Origin of the sequence: Actinoplanes sp. L3-i22 (genome assembly GCF_019704555.1) — a bacterium.
GTDB lineage: Bacteria > Actinomycetota > Actinomycetes > Mycobacteriales > Micromonosporaceae > Actinoplanes.
On sequence record NZ_AP024745.1, the window covers coordinates 3516479 to 3531519 of the forward strand.

Consider the following 15041-nt stretch of genomic DNA (forward strand, 5'->3'; position numbering starts at 1 on the left):
AAACAAAGCCGGCTGGTCGAGAGAACCACCCGCTGGGAAAGGATTCACGTCATGGCCGATCCGGCGACCGACGCCTTCGTCGCGCATCGCAACCTGCTCTTCACGGTCGCCTATGAGATGCTCGGTTCCGCCGCGGACGCCGAGGACGTCCTCCAGGAGACCTGGCTCCGCTGGGTCGACATCGATCACGACCACATTCAAGACCCCAGGGCCTATTTGGTACGGATCACCACCCGCCAGTCCCTGAACCGCCTCCGCACCGTGACCCGCCGCCGCGAGTCCTACGTCGGCCCCTGGCTCCCCGAGCCGATGCTGACCACCCCCGACGTAGCCGAGGACGTCGAGCTCGCGGAGAGCGTCTCGATAGCGTTGATGCTGGTCCTGGAGACCCTGTCGCCGACCGAGCGGGCGGTCTTCGTGCTCCGCGAGGCGTTCGACGTGCCGTACGGCGAGATCGCCGAGGCGGTCGGCAAGACGCCCGCCGCGGTCCGCCAGATCGCCCACCGTGCCCGCCTGCACGTGGACGAGCGCCGCCCCCGCACCCCGGTCCCGGCGAGCGAGGCCCGCGCCGTGCTGGACTCGTTCCGCCGCGCCCTGGACACCGGTGACCTGCAGCGACTGATGGACGTGCTGGCCCCGGACCTGGTCCTGATCGCGGACGGCGGCGGCATCAAGCAGGCGTCGGTGCGCCCGGTGACCGGCGCGAACAAGGTGGCCCGGTACCTGCTCGGCGGGATCGGCAAGACGGTCGAGACGGTCACCGTCGAGATCGTCCTGGCCAACGGCCACCCGGCGCTGCTGCTGCGGCTGAACGGCGAGCTCGACGGCATCCTGGCGGTCCGGGTGGAGGCGGGCCGGATCGCCGGGATGTACTACGTCCGGAACCCGGAGAAGCTCTCCCACGCGCGGGCCGCGACGCCACTCAGCCGCCGGTGAACGCGACGCCGCCCAGCAGCCGCCGCCCAGCCGACGCGGCCCAGCCGACGCCGCCCAGCTGAAGCCGCTCAGCCGCCGGTGGTCAGCCGGCTCTCCAGCTCCTCGGGGGCGCGCATCCGCCAGGCGTCGGTGATCAGCTCGGCGAGCCGGCCGACGGTGACCGGCGGCAGGCGGAGCATGACCAGCGGCAGGCCGTCGTAGCCCGGCGTGGTGAAGAACAGCTCCGGCTCGCCGAGCACCAGGGCCTGCTTCTCCGCCTCGTCGCCGACGTAGAGCACCGCGACGTCGGTGCGGATCACCCGCGGCTTGCCGGGCACGCGCTCCGGGTACGACCAGACGAAGCCCTTGTTCGCCACCCGGAAGTCGAAGCCGTCGCTCTCGATCTCGGCCACCTCCGGGAGCGCCAGGGCGAGCCGGCGTACGTCGTCCGCGTCAGCCATACCGCGAGCCTAGCGACCCGGTATGACAACTTCGACGAGCCGCGACTGATCGTTCACGGCGTTCCCGGCAAGCGTGACGATCCGCACCCCCGTCGTCCGCCGCGGCGCGAAGACCGACATTTTCCGATCAAGAGCATTTTCCCGTACGGACGTGACCGTCACCCAGCCACCCGGAAGAGCGACCTGCACGTCCCAGTCCCGCAACCCCCGGTCCCGGGTCGTGACGACCTCCACCCGGCTGATCGTGTGCGGCGCCGGCCAGTCCAGTTGCCACCAGTCCGGCCAGCGCTTGCCGGTGGCGTCGGTCCACATCGTGCCGGCGTCGCCGTCGACCGCGGCGCACGCGGAGCCACCGGCCCGGGCCGACGACGCGGTGACCGTCGACGCGAGCCGGATCAGTCCGGCGCCCGCGGGCGGGTCGGTGACCGTGACCGGCACGTCGACCGTCTCGCCACGGCTGGCCACGGTCAGGTGGTACGTGCCGGGACGCGTCCCGGTCGGCGCGGTGACCGCGACGGGGACGCTGCGGGTGTAGCCGGGCGGCAGCCAGGTGGCGATCAGGCTCCGCGGGAGGTGCAGCTCGGCGGGCGCGGTCAGGGTCCCGTACGCGTAAATCGGGTTGGGGGTGGGGTTTTTGAGGTTGATCGTGACGTCGCGACCGTTGCACTGCCCGGTCATGATCGCCGGCGTGGGCGGCTCGACGGTCAGCCCGCCGGTGGGCGGCGGGGACGGCGGGCCGCCGGGCAGGACCAGCAGGAGCGCGGCGAGCCGGATCATGCCGGCACCAGGCCCGGCCGGGTCCGCTCGGAGACGAACGACGCCCGCGTCGAGATCGTCCCGCCGTGCCGGGTGACCTGCGACATCACCCGGTAGTCGGCGCGCAGGGCATCGCGCCCGAGCGTGCACCGGACGTAGCCGCGCTGCCCGTTCGCGAGGCGCAGGTGCGGGTTGTACCGGCGCTGCAGGTCGAGCTGCGGGGTGGTGTCGGCGCCGTCGCCGCCGCTGGAGATCGACGTGCCGACCAGCTCGACCGCGACCGCCGCGGTCTCCGGCCGGCCGAAGTCGGGTCGCAGGTCCGCCGCGTAGTGGTAGTGGATGTCGCCGGAGATCACCACGGTTCCCGGCATCCGGGCGGCGGTTTCCAGAATGCGGCCGCGGTCGACGGTGTAGCCGTCCCACTTGTCCATGTCGAGGCGGTTGGCCGGACCGCCGTACCTGCACTCGGCCATCATGATCTGCTGCGCCAGGATGTTCCAGCGCGCCTCGGACCGGCCCATCCGGTCGAGCAGCCAGTCGCGCTGGCCGGCGCCGAGCAGGGTGCGATCCGGGTCGTTCCGGGCGTCGCAGCCGGCCCGAAGGTTGTCGCCGCAGGCCTGATCGGTCCGGTACTGCCGGGTGTCCAGGACGTAGGCGTGGGCCAGGTCCCCGAAGCGGAACCGGCGGTACAGCGACATGTCCGGCCCGATCGGCTGCCGGGGCCGGCGCAGCGGCTGGTTCTCCCAGTAGGCGCGATAGGCGTTCGCCCGGCGAACCAGAAAATCCGGCGACGGTACGGTCGCCGCCCGCGGCACCCCGTCCGCGTAGTTGTCCTGGACCTCATGGTCGTCCCAGGTCAGCACCCAGGGGAACGCCGCGTGGGCGGCCTGCAGGTCGGGATCGGTGCGGTAGAGCGCGTACCGCATCCGGTACAGGTCGAGCGTGTCGGTCTCCAGCTCGAACGTGTCCGGCAGCCGGAGCGCGGGATCCATCCGGTTCCCGCCGGCGCTGGTGATCGCGCCCTCGTAGATGTAGTCGCCGAGGAAGAACACCACGTCGAGGTCCTCCGCCGCGAGGTGCCGCCACGCGTCGTAGTACCCGTCGCCGTACGCCTGGCAGGACGCGATCGCGAACCGCAGCGCGTCGGGGGACGCCGCCCGGCCCGGCGCGGTGCGGGTCCGGCCGACCGGGCTCAGGTGCCCCTGGCTGCGGAACCGGTAGAAGTAGTCGCGGCCCGGGCGCAGGCCCTGGACGTCCACGTGCACCGAGTGGCCGTACTCCGGCGCGGCCGTGGCGGTGCCGGACCGGACCACCCGGGTGAACCGCTCGTCGTCGGCAACCTGCCACCGCACCGGGAACCGGACCGCCGGCAGGCCGCCGGCCGGCTCCAGGGGCTGCGGCGCCAGCCGGGTCCAGAGCAGCACGCCGTCCGGCAGCGGATCCCCGGAGGCGACGCCGAGCGTGAACGGGTCGCCGGTCCGCGGGGCGGGGATCGCTCCGATCAGCGCGGTGCCGCCGAGCGCGAACAGCCGCCGTCGAGTGACCCGCACGCCGTACCTCCAATGTCTTGATATTTCGGATAATGCTAGTGACCGCCGGGGGATTTATGCCGTTTGGTTAGCCCGTTGTACATGCGCTGGAAACCCCGGCGAATCGGTCTTCGCGCTCAGGCAACAAGAAGTTCACGGCAAAACCCATCCATGGATGTCGAATTCCCGTAATCCTTTGGTGTCCCGTTTCATCCCCGATGGGAGCACCACATGCGTACCGTCACCCGTCTCCTGGCCACGCTGGCGACCGCCGCGATCGCCGCCGGCCTGCTCGCGTCCCCGGCCCAGGCCACCCCGCCGAACATCCCCACCAAGGCCACCGCGCAGACCGAGCTGAACTCGCTCACCGTCGCCGCCGAGGCCAACGCGAGCACGTACGACCGGGACCTGTTCCCGCACTGGATCACCATCAGCGGCACCTGCAACACCCGCGAGACCGTCCTCAAGCGCGACGGCTCCAACGTGGTGGTCAGCTCGGCCTGCGCGGCGACCAGCGGTTCCTGGTTCTCGCCGTACGACGGCGCGACCTGGACCGCGGCGAGCGACCTGGACATCGACCACGTCGTCCCGCTCGCCGAGGCCTGGCGCTCCGGCGCCTCCGCGTGGACCACCGCCAAGCGGCAGAGCTTCGCGAACGACCTGACCCGCCCGCAGCTGATCGCGGTCACCGACAACGTCAACCAGTCCAAGAGCGACCAGGACCCGTCGACCTGGCAGCCGTCGGTGACGTCGTACCGGTGCACCTACGCCCGGATGTGGATCGCGGTCAAGTACTACTGGGCCCTGACCCTGCAGTCCACCGAGAAGACCGCGCTGCAGACCATGCTCAACACCTGCAGCTGACCGGTTCCGCTCGCGCTCCACACACGGCCGTCGCACTGCGTGCGGCGGCCGTGTCACCAACTCGTCTCCCGGTACGGCGGGAGCGGCCCGGCCCGGGTAGGGTCCCGGCTCGCGAAGCGGGACTTCCTCGCCGCGATCGAGCGGTTCCGGACCGTCAGCTACCGGCTCGACGTCTCCGCCGACCTGACCGGGGGCCAGCGAATCCACGCGTCCGGCGCCCACGATCCGAAGGCGCGGCGGCTCACCCGGACCGTCGAGGCCTCCGGTCGCACGACGAACCTCGTCATCTCCGGCAAGGACATCTATGTCCGGGACGGCAAGGACGAGCGGTGGATCCACGCCGTCGGCGGCGGGTCGAACCCGTCCGGACTCGATGTGGACGACCCGAGCGGGCTGGCCGCCTTCGGGAAGGCGCTGAACTGGATCGACCCGGACGGGCCGCACGCGTTCAAGGGCGCCTTCGACCCGATGGCGCGGCGCATCCTGCCGGTCGGGGCGCCCAGCCTGACCGCCATCGGGATGGGGGGCGGCTCGTTCACCGCCACCACCGACGACGCGGGCAACCTCACCTCGGTCGTGGTCACCCTCAAGACGGTCACCGGGACCTCGACGATGACCAGCAGGTTCAGCGATTTCGGCAAGCCGGTCAAGGTCACCGTGCCGAAGAACGCCGCGGAGGGCACGCTCTTCTGAGCCGCGCCGCGTATCGTATCGATGCTGATCATGGCGTTACGGGGGGACGATGCACGTACCGAAAGCGCTGTTCCTGGGTCTTGCCCTTGCCGGTGTGCTCGGCGGGTGTGCCGAGCCGGTCCGGCGGCCGCCGGACACGTCGTATGCCGAGGCCAGCGCGGCCGCGGCGGCGCACGCCGTGACGAAGGACGAGTTCGTCGCGGCGCTGGGGCGGTTCGCGAAGACCACCTACCGGTACACCGTCGAGGGCAACGTCACCGCCGACCAGCGGATCGACGTGACCGGCGCGCACGACCCGGGAGCCGGCGCGCTCAGCCGGACCATCAAGGTCACCGACGGCGCGACGACCGGCACCCGCGAGCTGATCCTCGTCGACAAGGCGCTCTACCTGCGGACCTCCGAGCGGAAGAGGTGGGCGCGGGTCGACCCGGACACGTTCGACCCGAAGAGCGTCTTCTTCCTGGTGAACCCGGCGGACCCGAACGGGCTGGGCGACTTCGCGGACGCGGTGGCCTGGGTGGAACAGACCGGGCCGGGCGCCTACGACGGCTCGTTCCGGGTGGCGAAGAAGGACGGCGGCGTCTTCATCCCGGTGGGCGCGCCGGCGCTGAGCCTGTCCGGATCGAGCGGCGCGCGGTTCACCGCGACGGCCGACACCGAGGGCAACGTCACGTCGATCGTGGTGATGCTCAGGACCTACACCGGCGACCTGACGCTGACCACCCGGTTCAGCGATTTCGGGAAGCCGGTCGTGGTCACCCGGCCGAAGGTCGCGGCCTGACGCCTTTTGGAGGGGGCCCGGGCGGGCGGGTAGCGTTCGAGGGGACATGCCAGACCTCACGCACGCCCATCTGTCGCGTCGGAGGCTGGCACTCGTCTTCGGCGTCGTCCTCGCGATTCTCGCCGCGGTCAACGTCGCCGACAAGTTCGGTCCGCACCACACCGGGCTGGTCGCCGGGCCGGTCGTCGCGCTGGCCCTGGTCCTGATCGCCCGCGGGGCCGGCCTCACCTGGCACGACCTGGGCCTGTCCCGGCGGACGTTCCTGCCCGGCCTGAAGTACGCGCTGGGCGCCGTCGTGATCGTCGCGGTGGTCTACACGGCCGGCGCCGCGATCCCGGCCACCCGGGTCGCCTTCCACGACGTCCGTTACCACCTGCACCCCGGGGCCGCCCTGCTCACCGCGTTCGTGGTGGTGCCGCTGGGCACGGTCCTGCTGGAGGAGGTGGCGTTCCGCGGCGTCCTGCTCGGCCTGGTCAACCGGCACCGCGGCGCGACCTGGGCGAGCATCACGTCGTCGGTCCTCTTCGGGCTCTGGCACATCCTGCCGTCGCTGCGCCTGGCCCAGGTCAACGCGGCGGTCGGGGCGACCCTGGGGGTCGGCGCCACCGGCCGGGTGCTGGCGATCCTCGGCGCGGTCGCCTTCACCGGGCTGGCCGGGCTGCTGCTCTGCGAGCTGCGCCGGCGGTCCGGCAGCCTGCTCGCGGCGGCGGCGCTGCACTGGGCCACGAACGGCCTGGGGCTGCTGATCGCCGCCGCGCTGGCCACCACCAGCTTCAGCTGACCACCCGCGGCGGTAGGGTCGGGGGCATGCGTGTTCCCACCGCGGTGATCACCGCAGGCTCTCTCATCGGCGGGTGGCAGATCGCCCGCCGGACCGGTGTCCGGCCGCTCGGCGGGGCGGTGCTCGCCGCCGGGGGTGTGGTCGCGGGGCGGGAGTGGGCCCGGCGCACCAGCCCGGTCGTGACGGCGGCGCTGGCCGCGACGTATGTCGGCGCCTTCGGTCTTTCGCATCCCCTGGCCAAGCGGATCGGCTCGTGGCCGGCGGTCCTGGCGGTGTCGGCCGTGACCGCCGCCGCCTCCTATCTCGCCGCCGACCGGAAGCCCTGAGGCCCGGCCGTGCGGGAGACGCCGGAGGAGATCGCTGAGCTGCAGCGACTGCTGGATGCCTCGCTGAGCGGGGCGACCGCGCACCTGCGGTCGATCGTGGCCGAGCGGACCATCACGGCCGAGCGGCTCGCCGGGGTGCTGACCGGGATGTGCGTGCTGTCGCTGGCCACCGTGACCGCGAAGGGGGAGCCGCGGATCAGTGCCGTCGACGGGCACTTCCTGCACGGGTGCTGGGTCTTCGGGACGGCCCGGACCGCGGCGAAGGCCCGTCATCTGGCCGCCCGCCCGGCCGCCAGCGTGTCGCATCTGCGCGGCGAGGACCTGGGCGTCTTCGTGCACGGGACGGCCGAGGCGATCGATCTGACCGTCGAGACCGGTCTGCTGGACTACTTCAAGGGGTTCTACGGCGACGACGCGTTCGACTGGGTGAACGAGGTCGTCTACTTCCGGCTGCGCCCGCACTTCGTCACGGTCTACGCGCCGGACGTCACCGAACTCCAGTGACCGCGGCAGGGCCTGGGGGAATGCCCTGCCGCGGATCATCTCACTGGTAGACGTGCACGTAGTCGACCAGCATCTGACTCGGGAACGGGGTGCTGGCGTCGATCGGGCCGGGGAAGTCGCCGCCGACCGCCAGGTTCAGGATCACGTAGAACTGGTGGTCGTAGATCCACGGGCCGCGGGTGTTCTCCACGGTGTCCTTGGCGGCGTTGAAGACCAGCGTGTTGTCGAGGAAGAAGCGCATCCCCTTGCTGTCCCACTCGACCGCGTAGACGTGGAAGTCCTGCGACAGGTCCGCGCCCGAGGTGTACTTCTGGCCGTAGCCGCCGGCCCCGTTGTACGCCGGCGCGTGCAGCGTCGTGTACAGCTCGTTGGTGTTCCGGCCGAGGATCTCCATGATGTCGATCTCCCCGTTGTACGGCCAGGGCCGTCCCTGCAGGAAGTCCGAGCCCATCATCCAGAAGGCCGGCCACAGGCCGTTGCCCTTCGGCACCTTGATCCGGGCCTCGACCCGGCCGTACTGGACGCTGAACTTGTTGCTGGTGTTCATCCGGGCCGAGGTGTACTGCCGGCCCTCGTAGTCCTGCTTCTTGGCCTGGATGACGAGTTGGCCGGCGCCGTTCATCGCGGCGTTCTCGCTGTTCGGCGTGTAGTACTGGACCTCGCCGTTCTGCGGGACGCCCGGGTCGTAGGTCCACTTAGCGGTGTCCGGCTTGGCGCCGTTCCCGCCGTTGAACTCGTCGGCGAAGACCAGGCGCGAGGCCGGGAAGCTCGGGTCGGCCGGCTTCGCGGGCGGGTCGACCGGGCTGCCGCCGGTGCCGTACACGCTGAACTCCCAGAGCGAGTAGCCGTACGGGCCGCTGCGCGCCGTGCCGTACATCCGCACGTAGCGCCCGGTCCCGGTGGCGTTGATGACGTCCTTGAGGCCGTCACCGGTGGTGGTCGAGTAGATGCTCGTCCAGTTCGTGGCGTCGTTGGAGACCTGGATCTGGTACGCCTTCGCGTACGCCGGGTCCCACTGCAGTACCACCTGGGTGACGTTCGCGGACGCGCCCAGGTCGACGTAGATCCAGCCCGGGTCGACCCAGCCGGTGGTCGAGCTGGTCGCCCAGCGGCTCGCCGGGTCGTTGTCGAACGCCTTGTCGGCCGTGCACGGGTTGCAGTTGACGTCGTTCTGCTCGGTCGAGGCGCGCGCCGGTTTGGCGTACGAAAGCAGCTTGTTCGTAGGGTTCGTCACGACGCTGCCGGAGAAGACCTGAAATTCCCAGAACGAGTATCCGTACGCCTCCAGGGCGCGCTGCGTGAGGTTGATCCGCACGTAGCGGGCGGTCCCGGAGACCGTGATGCTCTGCTGGCCGCCGGTCGCCGTGGTGGTCGCGTAGGCCTGCGTGTAGGTGCCGCCGTCGGCGGAGAACTGGATGGTGAACGCCTTGGCGTACGCGTTCTCCCAGTTGATCGCGATCCGGCTGACCGCGGTGGCCGCGCCGAGGTCGACCTGGAACCACTGCGACGCGGCGAACGCGCTGGACCAGCGGGTTCCGTTGTCACCGTCGACCGCGGCGGTGGCCGGCGTGCCGGCCCACTCGGACGACGAGGCGGTGACCGCCTTGTTCTGCGAGACGAGGGTCTCCGCGGCGCTGGCGCTGGTCGGCGCCACGCAGAGCGCGCCGAGCAGGCCGGCCGCGGCCGCCGCGACGAGCCATCTTCGGGGACGTTTCTGGGCAGGGGCCATCGACATGGGGGACTCCTGAAGGATGTGTCGAAGTCGTTTCCACCAGGGGAACAAGCTGTGAAAACGCTCTCTTGCGGGACACTGTGTCGCCGCCGTGAACAAGTGTCAATGGGTGCCCGGAACCGGTTCCGAGAGCGGTTCCGGCATCGGCGCAGGTCAGCGCGGAAGTCGGCGGCGGTACGGCTGGTAGGTTCCGGAACCGTCCGCCGTGGTGGGGTCATGTGTACGCTCGTACGCATGACCACGCCTGACACCCGCTCGATGCGCGAGCGGATGCTCGCCGGGGACCTCTACCTCGCCGACGACCCGGAGCTCGGCGAGGCGGCCCTGCGCGCATTCGACCTGATGGACGAGTACAACGCGACCCCGATCCGGAACGCAGGCGAGCGCCGGCGACTGCTGACCGACCTGCTCGGCGCGGTGGGTGAGGGCGTCGAGATCCGGCCGCCGCTGCGCGTCGACTACGGCACGAACCTCCGGATCGGCGCGCGGACCTTCGTTAACTTCGGGCTCGTCGCGCTGGACGTCGCGCCGATCACCATCGGCGCCGACGTGCAGATCGGGACGAACGTCCAGCTGCTCACCCCGACCCACCCGATCGAGCCCGGCCCGCGCCGCGACAAGTGGGAGGCGGCGAAACCGATCGTGATCGGCGACAACGTCTGGCTCGGCTCCGGCGCGATCGTCCTGCCCGGCGTGACCATCGGGGCGAACACCGTGGTCGGCGCCGGCTCGGTGGTGACCCGGGACCTGCCGGCCGACGTCGTCGCGGTCGGCAACCCGGCCCGCGTCATCCGTAGCATCGCGTGAGCGAGGTCCGGCGCACCCGGCGGCACGATCCGGGCCGGCGGGACCGGCTGATCGACGCGGCCCGGCGGGTGATCGCGGAGCGCGGCGTCGCCGGGACCACGCACCGGGAGATCGCCCGGGCCGCCGACGTCCCGCTCGGGTCGATGACCTACCACTTCGCGTCGCTCGACGAGGTGCTCGCCGAGGCGTTCAGCCGGCACGCCGCGGCCGCCGCCGACGTCTTCGACGAGCGGCTCGGCGCGGCCACCGACCGGGACGGCGCGATCGAGGCGGTCATCACGCTGATCCGCGACGACCTGATCGGGTCGCCGAACGACCTGGTGATGGCCGTCGAGCTGTACGTCGCGGCGGCCCGCAACCCGGCGCTGCGGGCGGTCACCCAGGGCTGGATGCAGCGCAGCCGGGACGCGCTGGAACGGCACTTCGACCCGACCACCGCCCGGGAGGTGGACGCGCTGATCGAGGGTCTGGTCCTGCACAGCGTGCTGTCCACCGACCCGATGACCCCGGAGCAGATCCGGCACGCGGTCGAGCGCTACCTCCGCTGACCGTCGTTTCCCGGCGGCACTGTGACGCCTGCTATTCCCGGCGTGTCCGGGCTGCCGGGCCCGGATCCCTTACTGCAATGATTGTTTAATGATCGCCTTCGAGCTCGCCGTTCAGGACGCGCATGGTCTCCACGTCGCCACCCGTCTCCGGGTGGACCGGGTCGAATTGTGCTCGGCACTGGCGCTCGGCGGCGTCACCCCGTCGTTCGGCCTGCTCGACGCGGCCGTGTCGACGCCGGGCGCGCCGCCGATGCACGTCCTGGTCCGGCCCCGGCCCGGCGACTTCGGCTACGCGCCGGACGAGCTGGCGATCATCGTCCGGGACGTGCGGCACGCGGTCGCGGCCGGCGCCGCCGGCGTGGTGGTCGGCGGCGTCCGCGACGGGCAGGTCGACACCGACCTGGTGGAACGCGTGATCGACGCCGCGGGCGGGGCGAGCGTCACCTTCCACCGGGCCTTCGACCTGCTGGCCGACCCGGAGAAGGCGATCGAGACGCTGCTCGGCCTCGGCGTCCGGCGGATCCTCACCGCGGGCGGCCCGACCACGGTCGGCGACTCGCTGCCCGGCCTGGCCCACCTGGTCGCGGTGGCCGGTGGCCGGCTGGAGGTGATGGCCGGCGGCGGCGTCCGGGCCGACCTGATCGAGCCGCTGGTCCGGCTCGGCGTCCCGGCCGTGCACGCCTCGGCGAAGCACACCGTGCCGGACGCCGCCGCGCTGACGCTGGGCACCGCCGCGCAGGGCGAGTCCGGCCGGGAGACCACCGACGAGCACGAGGTCGAGCGCATCCACGCCGCCCTGCGCGCCGCCGGCGCCCGCCCCTGACTCAGACCCTTCCGCCTGGCTCAGGCCCATCTGCCTGGCTCGGGCCCATCTGCCTGGCTCAGACCCATCTGCCTGGCTCAGGCCTTTCTGCCTGGCTCAGGCCCATCTGCCTGGCTCAGGCCCGGAAGGCGGCCAGCTCGCGGACGGCGGTGTCCAGGGCGGTGTCGGTGCCCGCGGTGATCATGCGGGCATAGGTGGGGTCGCCGCCGGCCGCCGTGGCGCGCAGGCGCCGGGCGGTGGCGGTCACCCGGGCGCGGATCAGGTCGACGAAGTCGCTCGGCGCGGAGGTCCAGCCGTAGGTGTCCAGGAACAGGCGCAGGCGGCGGGGCCGGTCCTCGAACGCGGTGAAGCCCTCGGCCGCGACCACGTGCCGGGCGTGCAGCGGGACCCAGCTGAACGCGATCATCGCCAGGTCGTCGCCGGCGGTGGCCGGGCCGGCCAGGTCCCAGTCGAAGAAGCCGGTGAGGTGGGTGCCGGACCAGGCCGCGTTGTACGGCGCGGCGTCGTTGTGGCCGATGATCAGATCCGGTCGCCAGGTGCCGCCCTCGCGCCAGACCGCGCCGGCCGGGGGCACGAAGCCGGCCACCGCGGCGTGATAGTCCCGGGCCCACCCGGCGACCTGCCGCAGGGCCTCGTCGCCGTGCGCCCAGGCCGGCCACGGGCGGCTCGCGCCGATCACCGTGCCGGGCAGGTACGACAGCATCTCGCGCCCCTGGTCGTCGAGGCCGAGGACGGTCGGGGCGCGCTCGAAGCCGGCCTCCGCGAGGTGTCTGAGCAGCGCGTGCACCGCCGGCGTCCACGGGCCGGCCTGCCGCCGCACGGTGTCGCCGACTCGCACCGCCCCGTTGTCGAAGCCGCCGGGCAGCCGGCCGCCCTGGACCTCAGCGGCGCCGGGTGCGGAAAGGCGGTCGGGCGGGGAGGCGGCGCCGGGTGCGGGGGTGGCGTCAGGCGAGGAAGGGGATGCCGGCATAGCCCAGGGCCTCCAGGAACAGGTCGGCCGGATCGCCGACGTCGGGCAGTTGCTGGTTGAGTTCCAGGTTGACCATCCCGTGGGTGACCGCCCACAGGTGCAGGGCGATCCGCTCCGGGTCGTCCCCGTGGAAGACCCCGGCCCGCTGGCAGCGGGCGACGGCCAGGACCAGGGGCTGGTAGGTGAGGTCGGCCGCGGTGCGGCTCTCGGTGTCCGGGCTGAACTCGGCGGTGATCCGGCCGAACATCAGGCCGTACAGGTTCGGGCTGGCCAGGGCCGCCGCCCGGTAGGCCACCCCGAGGGCGATCAGGTCGGTCATCGGGTCGTCGGTCGGCTCGACCGCGGCCAGTGCCGCGCCCAGGCGGCGGAAGCCCTCCCAGTGCATGGCGGCGAGCAGGCCCTGCTTGTCGCCGAACAGCGTGTACACCGGCATCGTCGACACCCCACAGGCCGCGGCGAGCTTGCGCAGGGACAACCCGGCCGGGCCCTGCTCGACGAGCATCCGCGCGGCCTCGTCGACGAGGCGGGCGGTCAGGTCCGGGCGATTGACGGGTGGCACGCGAGCGACTATAACAGCGTTATGGCGAATAACGTTGTTATCGCGCTGCACGCCGGCGGGGCCACGGTCGCGCTGGCGCTGGGGGCGTGGAACCTGCTCCGGCCGGTCAAGGGGGACCGGCCGCACCGCTGGGTGGGCCGGGTCTGGGTGGTCTCGATGTACTGGGTGGTGCTCAGCTCGTTCGTGATCAAGAAGCTGCGGCCCGGGCACTTCTCCTGGATCCACGGGCTGTCCGTGTTCACCTTCGTGACCCTGTCGATCGGGCTCTGGGCCGCCGTCACGCACCGGATCGACCTGCACCGGCAGTTCATGACCGGGTCCTATCTCGGGCTGGTCGGCGCCCTGATCGGCGCGGTCGTGGTCCCGCAGCGGGACATTCCGCAGTGGTTCCGGCACGAGCCGCTCGGGCTGGCGACCGGCGCGGCCCTCGCGCTCGGGCTGGCCGGCGCGGTGATCCTGCTGGCCCGGCGGCCCGCCCCGGTGGGAGCGGGCCGGCCGGAGCGCTGACCGGTCAGGCGGCGGCGGCCGGCTGGGGTTCGAGGGACTCCTGCCAGATCGCCCAGCGGGTCTGCGGGCCTAGTGCCTTGGCCCGGTACATGGCCAGGTCGGCGCGGTGCACGATCTCGTCGTGGGTGAGCTCGCCGGGCGCCGAGACGGCCACCCCGATGCTCGCCGCGAGCGGGATCAGCTTGTTGTCGATGGCGACCGGGCCCATCGCCGCGGCGATCCGGCCGGCCACGTCGTAGGCCTGCTCCGGGTAATCCAGATCGGTCAGCACGACGGAGAACTCGTCGCCGCCCATCCGGCACGGCAGGCCCGGCGCGGGGACGCACTGCTTGAGCACCTCGGCGAACTCGACCAGCACCAGGTCGCCGGACTTGTGGCCCAGGGTGTCGTTGACCTCCTTGAACCCGTTCATGTCGATGACCAGCACCGCGGACCAGCGCCCGGCCCGGGCGTTGCGGGCCAGGTTCCGGTACGACGTCGCCCGGAATCGCGAGCGGTTGGCCAGCCCGGTCAGCCCGTCGGTGAGCGCCCGCTCGTCGCTCTCCCGCTGGACCAGCATCTGGCGCCACAGCACGAGCGCGCTGAGCACCGTCGCGCCGATCGCCAGCCCGCCCCACGGGTAGAGGTTCTCCTCCTGGAGCGCGGCGGTCAGCATCAGCGCGTGCGCCATGGCGACCGCGGCCAGCGGCAGGTGGCGGCTGGCGCCCAGGTCGCCGCGCGCCTCCCGGCGGCCGGCCGAGATGGCCCGGCACTGTTCGGCGGCGGCCGCCGCGAGCAGGGCGTCGGTGGTGATCCAGCAGACGAACTGCCACGGCGAGTGCATCGAGATCTGGCCGTGCCCGTGCAGGTAGCCGTGCACCCCGTCGCCGGCGAACAGCACCAGCGTGCCGGCCGCGAGCAGCCGCAGCGGGCGGGTCGCGGACGGGTCGGAGCCGCGCAGCATGGCCCGGGCCACCACGAACAGCAGCGCCAGGTCGACGATCGGGTAGAAGCCGGCGGCGACGACGACGGCGAGGGACAGGCCGTGCGCGTCGACGTACGGGCCGAACGACACGTACCAGAGCAGCACCATGCCGCCGGTCAGCACCGTTCCGGCGTCCAGCGCCGCCTTCCACCGCTCCCGGCTGTTCGTCGCCGCGAGCGGGAAGCGCTGCAGGGCGACCAGCAGCGCCGCCACGAACGCGACGTGCGTGACGTCGTCGGCGGCCACGATCCCGGCCGCCCGCAGGCCGGCGACCAGCAGCGGGGACAGGATCAGCACGGCCAGGCTGACGGTGACCGCCCGCCACGCCTGCCGGAGCCGGGGGAGCAGGGCCGGGGCGCGGGCGGCGCGGATCGCGGCGACCATGCCGATCACCCCGAACACCACCCGGGCGCCCTCGGCGACCTGCTCGTAGGAGACCGAGCCGCCGCGCAGCGTTCCGGTGGACAGGGCCAGCACGGTGACATAGAGGACCCCGAGTGCGAGATGCACCGGTGGGACAC

General features: G+C 72.1%; 18 protein-coding genes. 11 read left to right on the top strand and 7 right to left on the bottom strand.

Going from position 1 to position 15041, the window contains the following annotated elements; all coding sequences use genetic code 11:
* Positions 1 to 51 precede the first annotated feature (51 nt).
* Positions 52 to 936, top strand: coding sequence for an RNA polymerase sigma-70 factor (locus tag L3i22_RS15535; protein WP_221327673.1), 885 nt, complete (start codon positions 52 to 54; stop codon positions 934 to 936).
* 68 nt (positions 937 to 1004) lie between these two features.
* Here L3i22_RS15535 and L3i22_RS15540 read toward each other — a convergent pair whose 3' ends face one another.
* The 3 genes from L3i22_RS15540 to L3i22_RS15550 are packed head-to-tail and all read right to left on the bottom strand — an operon-like array spanning position 1005 to position 3682.
* Positions 1005 to 1376, bottom strand: a complete 372-nt coding sequence (locus L3i22_RS15540) for an MmcQ/YjbR family DNA-binding protein (protein ID WP_221327674.1) — start codon at positions 1374 to 1376, stop codon at positions 1005 to 1007.
* Between the two features lie 9 nt (positions 1377 to 1385).
* The gene (locus tag L3i22_RS15545) at positions 1386 to 2153 is read right to left on the bottom strand and encodes a discoidin domain-containing protein (RefSeq protein ID WP_221327675.1); all 768 of its coding nucleotides are present in this window, start codon (positions 2151 to 2153) and stop codon (positions 1386 to 1388) included.
* Entirely contained in the window at positions 2150 to 3682 is a 1533-nt protein-coding gene (locus L3i22_RS15550) for an alkaline phosphatase (RefSeq protein WP_221327676.1), read from the bottom strand. The genes L3i22_RS15545 and L3i22_RS15550 overlap by 4 nt, the downstream gene beginning before the upstream one ends.
* 210 nt (positions 3683 to 3892) lie before the next feature.
* Here L3i22_RS15550 and L3i22_RS15555 point away from each other — a divergent pair, with 210 nt between their 5' ends.
* From L3i22_RS15555 to L3i22_RS15580, 6 genes are read left to right on the top strand one after another with little or no spacing between them, the layout of a single operon-like run.
* The gene (locus L3i22_RS15555; protein WP_221327677.1) at positions 3893 to 4525 is read left to right on the top strand and encodes an HNH endonuclease family protein; all 633 of its coding nucleotides are present in this window, start codon (positions 3893 to 3895) and stop codon (positions 4523 to 4525) included.
* A gap of 39 nt (positions 4526 to 4564) precedes the next feature.
* Positions 4565 to 5218, top strand: a complete 654-nt coding sequence (locus L3i22_RS15560) for a hypothetical protein (protein ID WP_221327678.1) — start codon at positions 4565 to 4567, stop codon at positions 5216 to 5218.
* Between the two features lie 49 nt (positions 5219 to 5267).
* Positions 5268 to 5999 carry a hypothetical protein gene (locus L3i22_RS15565; protein ID WP_221327679.1) on the top strand — a complete coding sequence of 244 codons (732 nt, stop codon included), beginning with the start codon at positions 5268 to 5270 and terminating at the stop codon, positions 5997 to 5999.
* A gap of 46 nt (positions 6000 to 6045) precedes the next feature.
* Positions 6046 to 6780 carry a CPBP family intramembrane glutamic endopeptidase gene (locus tag L3i22_RS15570; protein ID WP_221327680.1) on the top strand — a complete coding sequence of 245 codons (735 nt, stop codon included), beginning with the start codon at positions 6046 to 6048 and terminating at the stop codon, positions 6778 to 6780.
* A gap of 26 nt (positions 6781 to 6806) precedes the next feature.
* Positions 6807 to 7106, top strand: a complete 300-nt coding sequence (locus L3i22_RS15575) for a hypothetical protein (protein ID WP_221327681.1) — start codon at positions 6807 to 6809, stop codon at positions 7104 to 7106.
* Positions 7107 to 7115: 9 nt separating this feature from the next.
* Positions 7116 to 7610 carry a pyridoxamine 5'-phosphate oxidase family protein gene (locus L3i22_RS15580; protein WP_221327682.1) on the top strand — a complete coding sequence of 165 codons (495 nt, stop codon included), beginning with the start codon at positions 7116 to 7118 and terminating at the stop codon, positions 7608 to 7610.
* Positions 7611 to 7650: 40 nt separating this feature from the next.
* Here L3i22_RS15580 and L3i22_RS15585 read toward each other — a convergent pair whose 3' ends face one another.
* Positions 7651 to 9345 (bottom strand): discoidin domain-containing protein, encoded by a 1695-nt coding sequence (locus tag L3i22_RS15585; RefSeq protein WP_221327683.1) that lies wholly within the window; start codon positions 9343 to 9345, stop codon positions 7651 to 7653.
* Between the two features lie 231 nt (positions 9346 to 9576).
* Here L3i22_RS15585 and L3i22_RS15590 point away from each other — a divergent pair, with 231 nt between their 5' ends.
* The 3 genes from L3i22_RS15590 (at position 9577) to L3i22_RS15600 (ending at position 11520) form a co-directional block, all read left to right on the top strand.
* The gene (locus tag L3i22_RS15590; RefSeq protein ID WP_255658259.1) at positions 9577 to 10149 is read left to right on the top strand and encodes a sugar O-acetyltransferase; all 573 of its coding nucleotides are present in this window, start codon (positions 9577 to 9579) and stop codon (positions 10147 to 10149) included.
* Positions 10146 to 10697, top strand: a complete 552-nt coding sequence (locus tag L3i22_RS15595; RefSeq protein ID WP_255658260.1) for a TetR/AcrR family transcriptional regulator — start codon at positions 10146 to 10148, stop codon at positions 10695 to 10697. Before L3i22_RS15590 ends, L3i22_RS15595 begins: the two co-directional genes overlap by 4 nt.
* 88 nt (positions 10698 to 10785) lie before the next feature.
* Entirely contained in the window at positions 10786 to 11520 is a 735-nt protein-coding gene (locus L3i22_RS15600) for a copper homeostasis protein CutC (RefSeq protein ID WP_221327684.1), read from the top strand.
* A 115-nt stretch (positions 11521 to 11635) separates the two neighbouring features.
* On the opposite strand, the gene L3i22_RS15605 is transcribed toward L3i22_RS15600, so the two are convergent.
* Positions 11636 to 12490, bottom strand: coding sequence for a phosphotransferase (locus tag L3i22_RS15605; protein WP_221327685.1), 855 nt, complete (start codon positions 12488 to 12490; stop codon positions 11636 to 11638).
* Positions 12465 to 13049 (bottom strand): TetR/AcrR family transcriptional regulator, encoded by a 585-nt coding sequence (locus L3i22_RS15610; protein ID WP_221327686.1) that lies wholly within the window; start codon positions 13047 to 13049, stop codon positions 12465 to 12467. The genes L3i22_RS15605 and L3i22_RS15610 overlap by 26 nt, the downstream gene beginning before the upstream one ends.
* A 21-nt stretch (positions 13050 to 13070) precedes the next feature.
* Between L3i22_RS15610 and L3i22_RS15615 the strand changes: the two genes are divergently transcribed.
* The gene (locus tag L3i22_RS15615; protein WP_221327687.1) at positions 13071 to 13556 is read left to right on the top strand and encodes a DUF2306 domain-containing protein; all 486 of its coding nucleotides are present in this window, start codon (positions 13071 to 13073) and stop codon (positions 13554 to 13556) included.
* Positions 13557 to 13560: 4 nt separating this feature from the next.
* On the opposite strand, the gene L3i22_RS15620 is transcribed toward L3i22_RS15615, so the two are convergent.
* The gene (locus tag L3i22_RS15620) at positions 13561 to 15030 is read right to left on the bottom strand and encodes a GGDEF domain-containing protein (RefSeq protein WP_255658261.1); all 1470 of its coding nucleotides are present in this window, start codon (positions 15028 to 15030) and stop codon (positions 13561 to 13563) included.
* Between the last annotated feature and the right edge of the window lie 11 nt (positions 15031 to 15041).

Bases quoted from the DNA above. Each gene is read 5' to 3' on its own strand.
- L3i22_RS15535 (WP_221327673.1), top strand. From the start codon at position 52: ATGGCCGATCCGGCGACCGACGCCTTCGTCGCGCATCGCAACCTGCTC.
- L3i22_RS15540 (WP_221327674.1), bottom strand. From the start codon at position 1,376: ATGGCTGACGCGGACGACGTACGCCGGCTCGCCCTGGCGCTCCCGGAG.
- L3i22_RS15545 (WP_221327675.1), bottom strand. From the start codon at position 2,153: ATGATCCGGCTCGCCGCGCTCCTGCTGGTCCTGCCCGGCGGCCCGCCG.
- L3i22_RS15555 (WP_221327677.1), top strand. From the start codon at position 3,893: ATGCGTACCGTCACCCGTCTCCTGGCCACGCTGGCGACCGCCGCGATC.
- L3i22_RS15565 (WP_221327679.1), top strand. From the start codon at position 5,268: ATGCACGTACCGAAAGCGCTGTTCCTGGGTCTTGCCCTTGCCGGTGTG.
- L3i22_RS15570 (WP_221327680.1), top strand. From the start codon at position 6,046: ATGCCAGACCTCACGCACGCCCATCTGTCGCGTCGGAGGCTGGCACTC.
- L3i22_RS15575 (WP_221327681.1), top strand. From the start codon at position 6,807: ATGCGTGTTCCCACCGCGGTGATCACCGCAGGCTCTCTCATCGGCGGG.
- L3i22_RS15585 (WP_221327683.1), bottom strand. From the start codon at position 9,345: ATGTCGATGGCCCCTGCCCAGAAACGTCCCCGAAGATGGCTCGTCGCG.
- L3i22_RS15590 (WP_255658259.1), top strand. From the start codon at position 9,577: ATGACCACGCCTGACACCCGCTCGATGCGCGAGCGGATGCTCGCCGGG.
- L3i22_RS15600 (WP_221327684.1), top strand. From the start codon at position 10,786: ATGATCGCCTTCGAGCTCGCCGTTCAGGACGCGCATGGTCTCCACGTC.
- L3i22_RS15605 (WP_221327685.1), bottom strand. From the start codon at position 12,490: ATGCCGGCATCCCCTTCCTCGCCTGACGCCACCCCCGCACCCGGCGCC.
- L3i22_RS15615 (WP_221327687.1), top strand. From the start codon at position 13,071: ATGGCGAATAACGTTGTTATCGCGCTGCACGCCGGCGGGGCCACGGTC.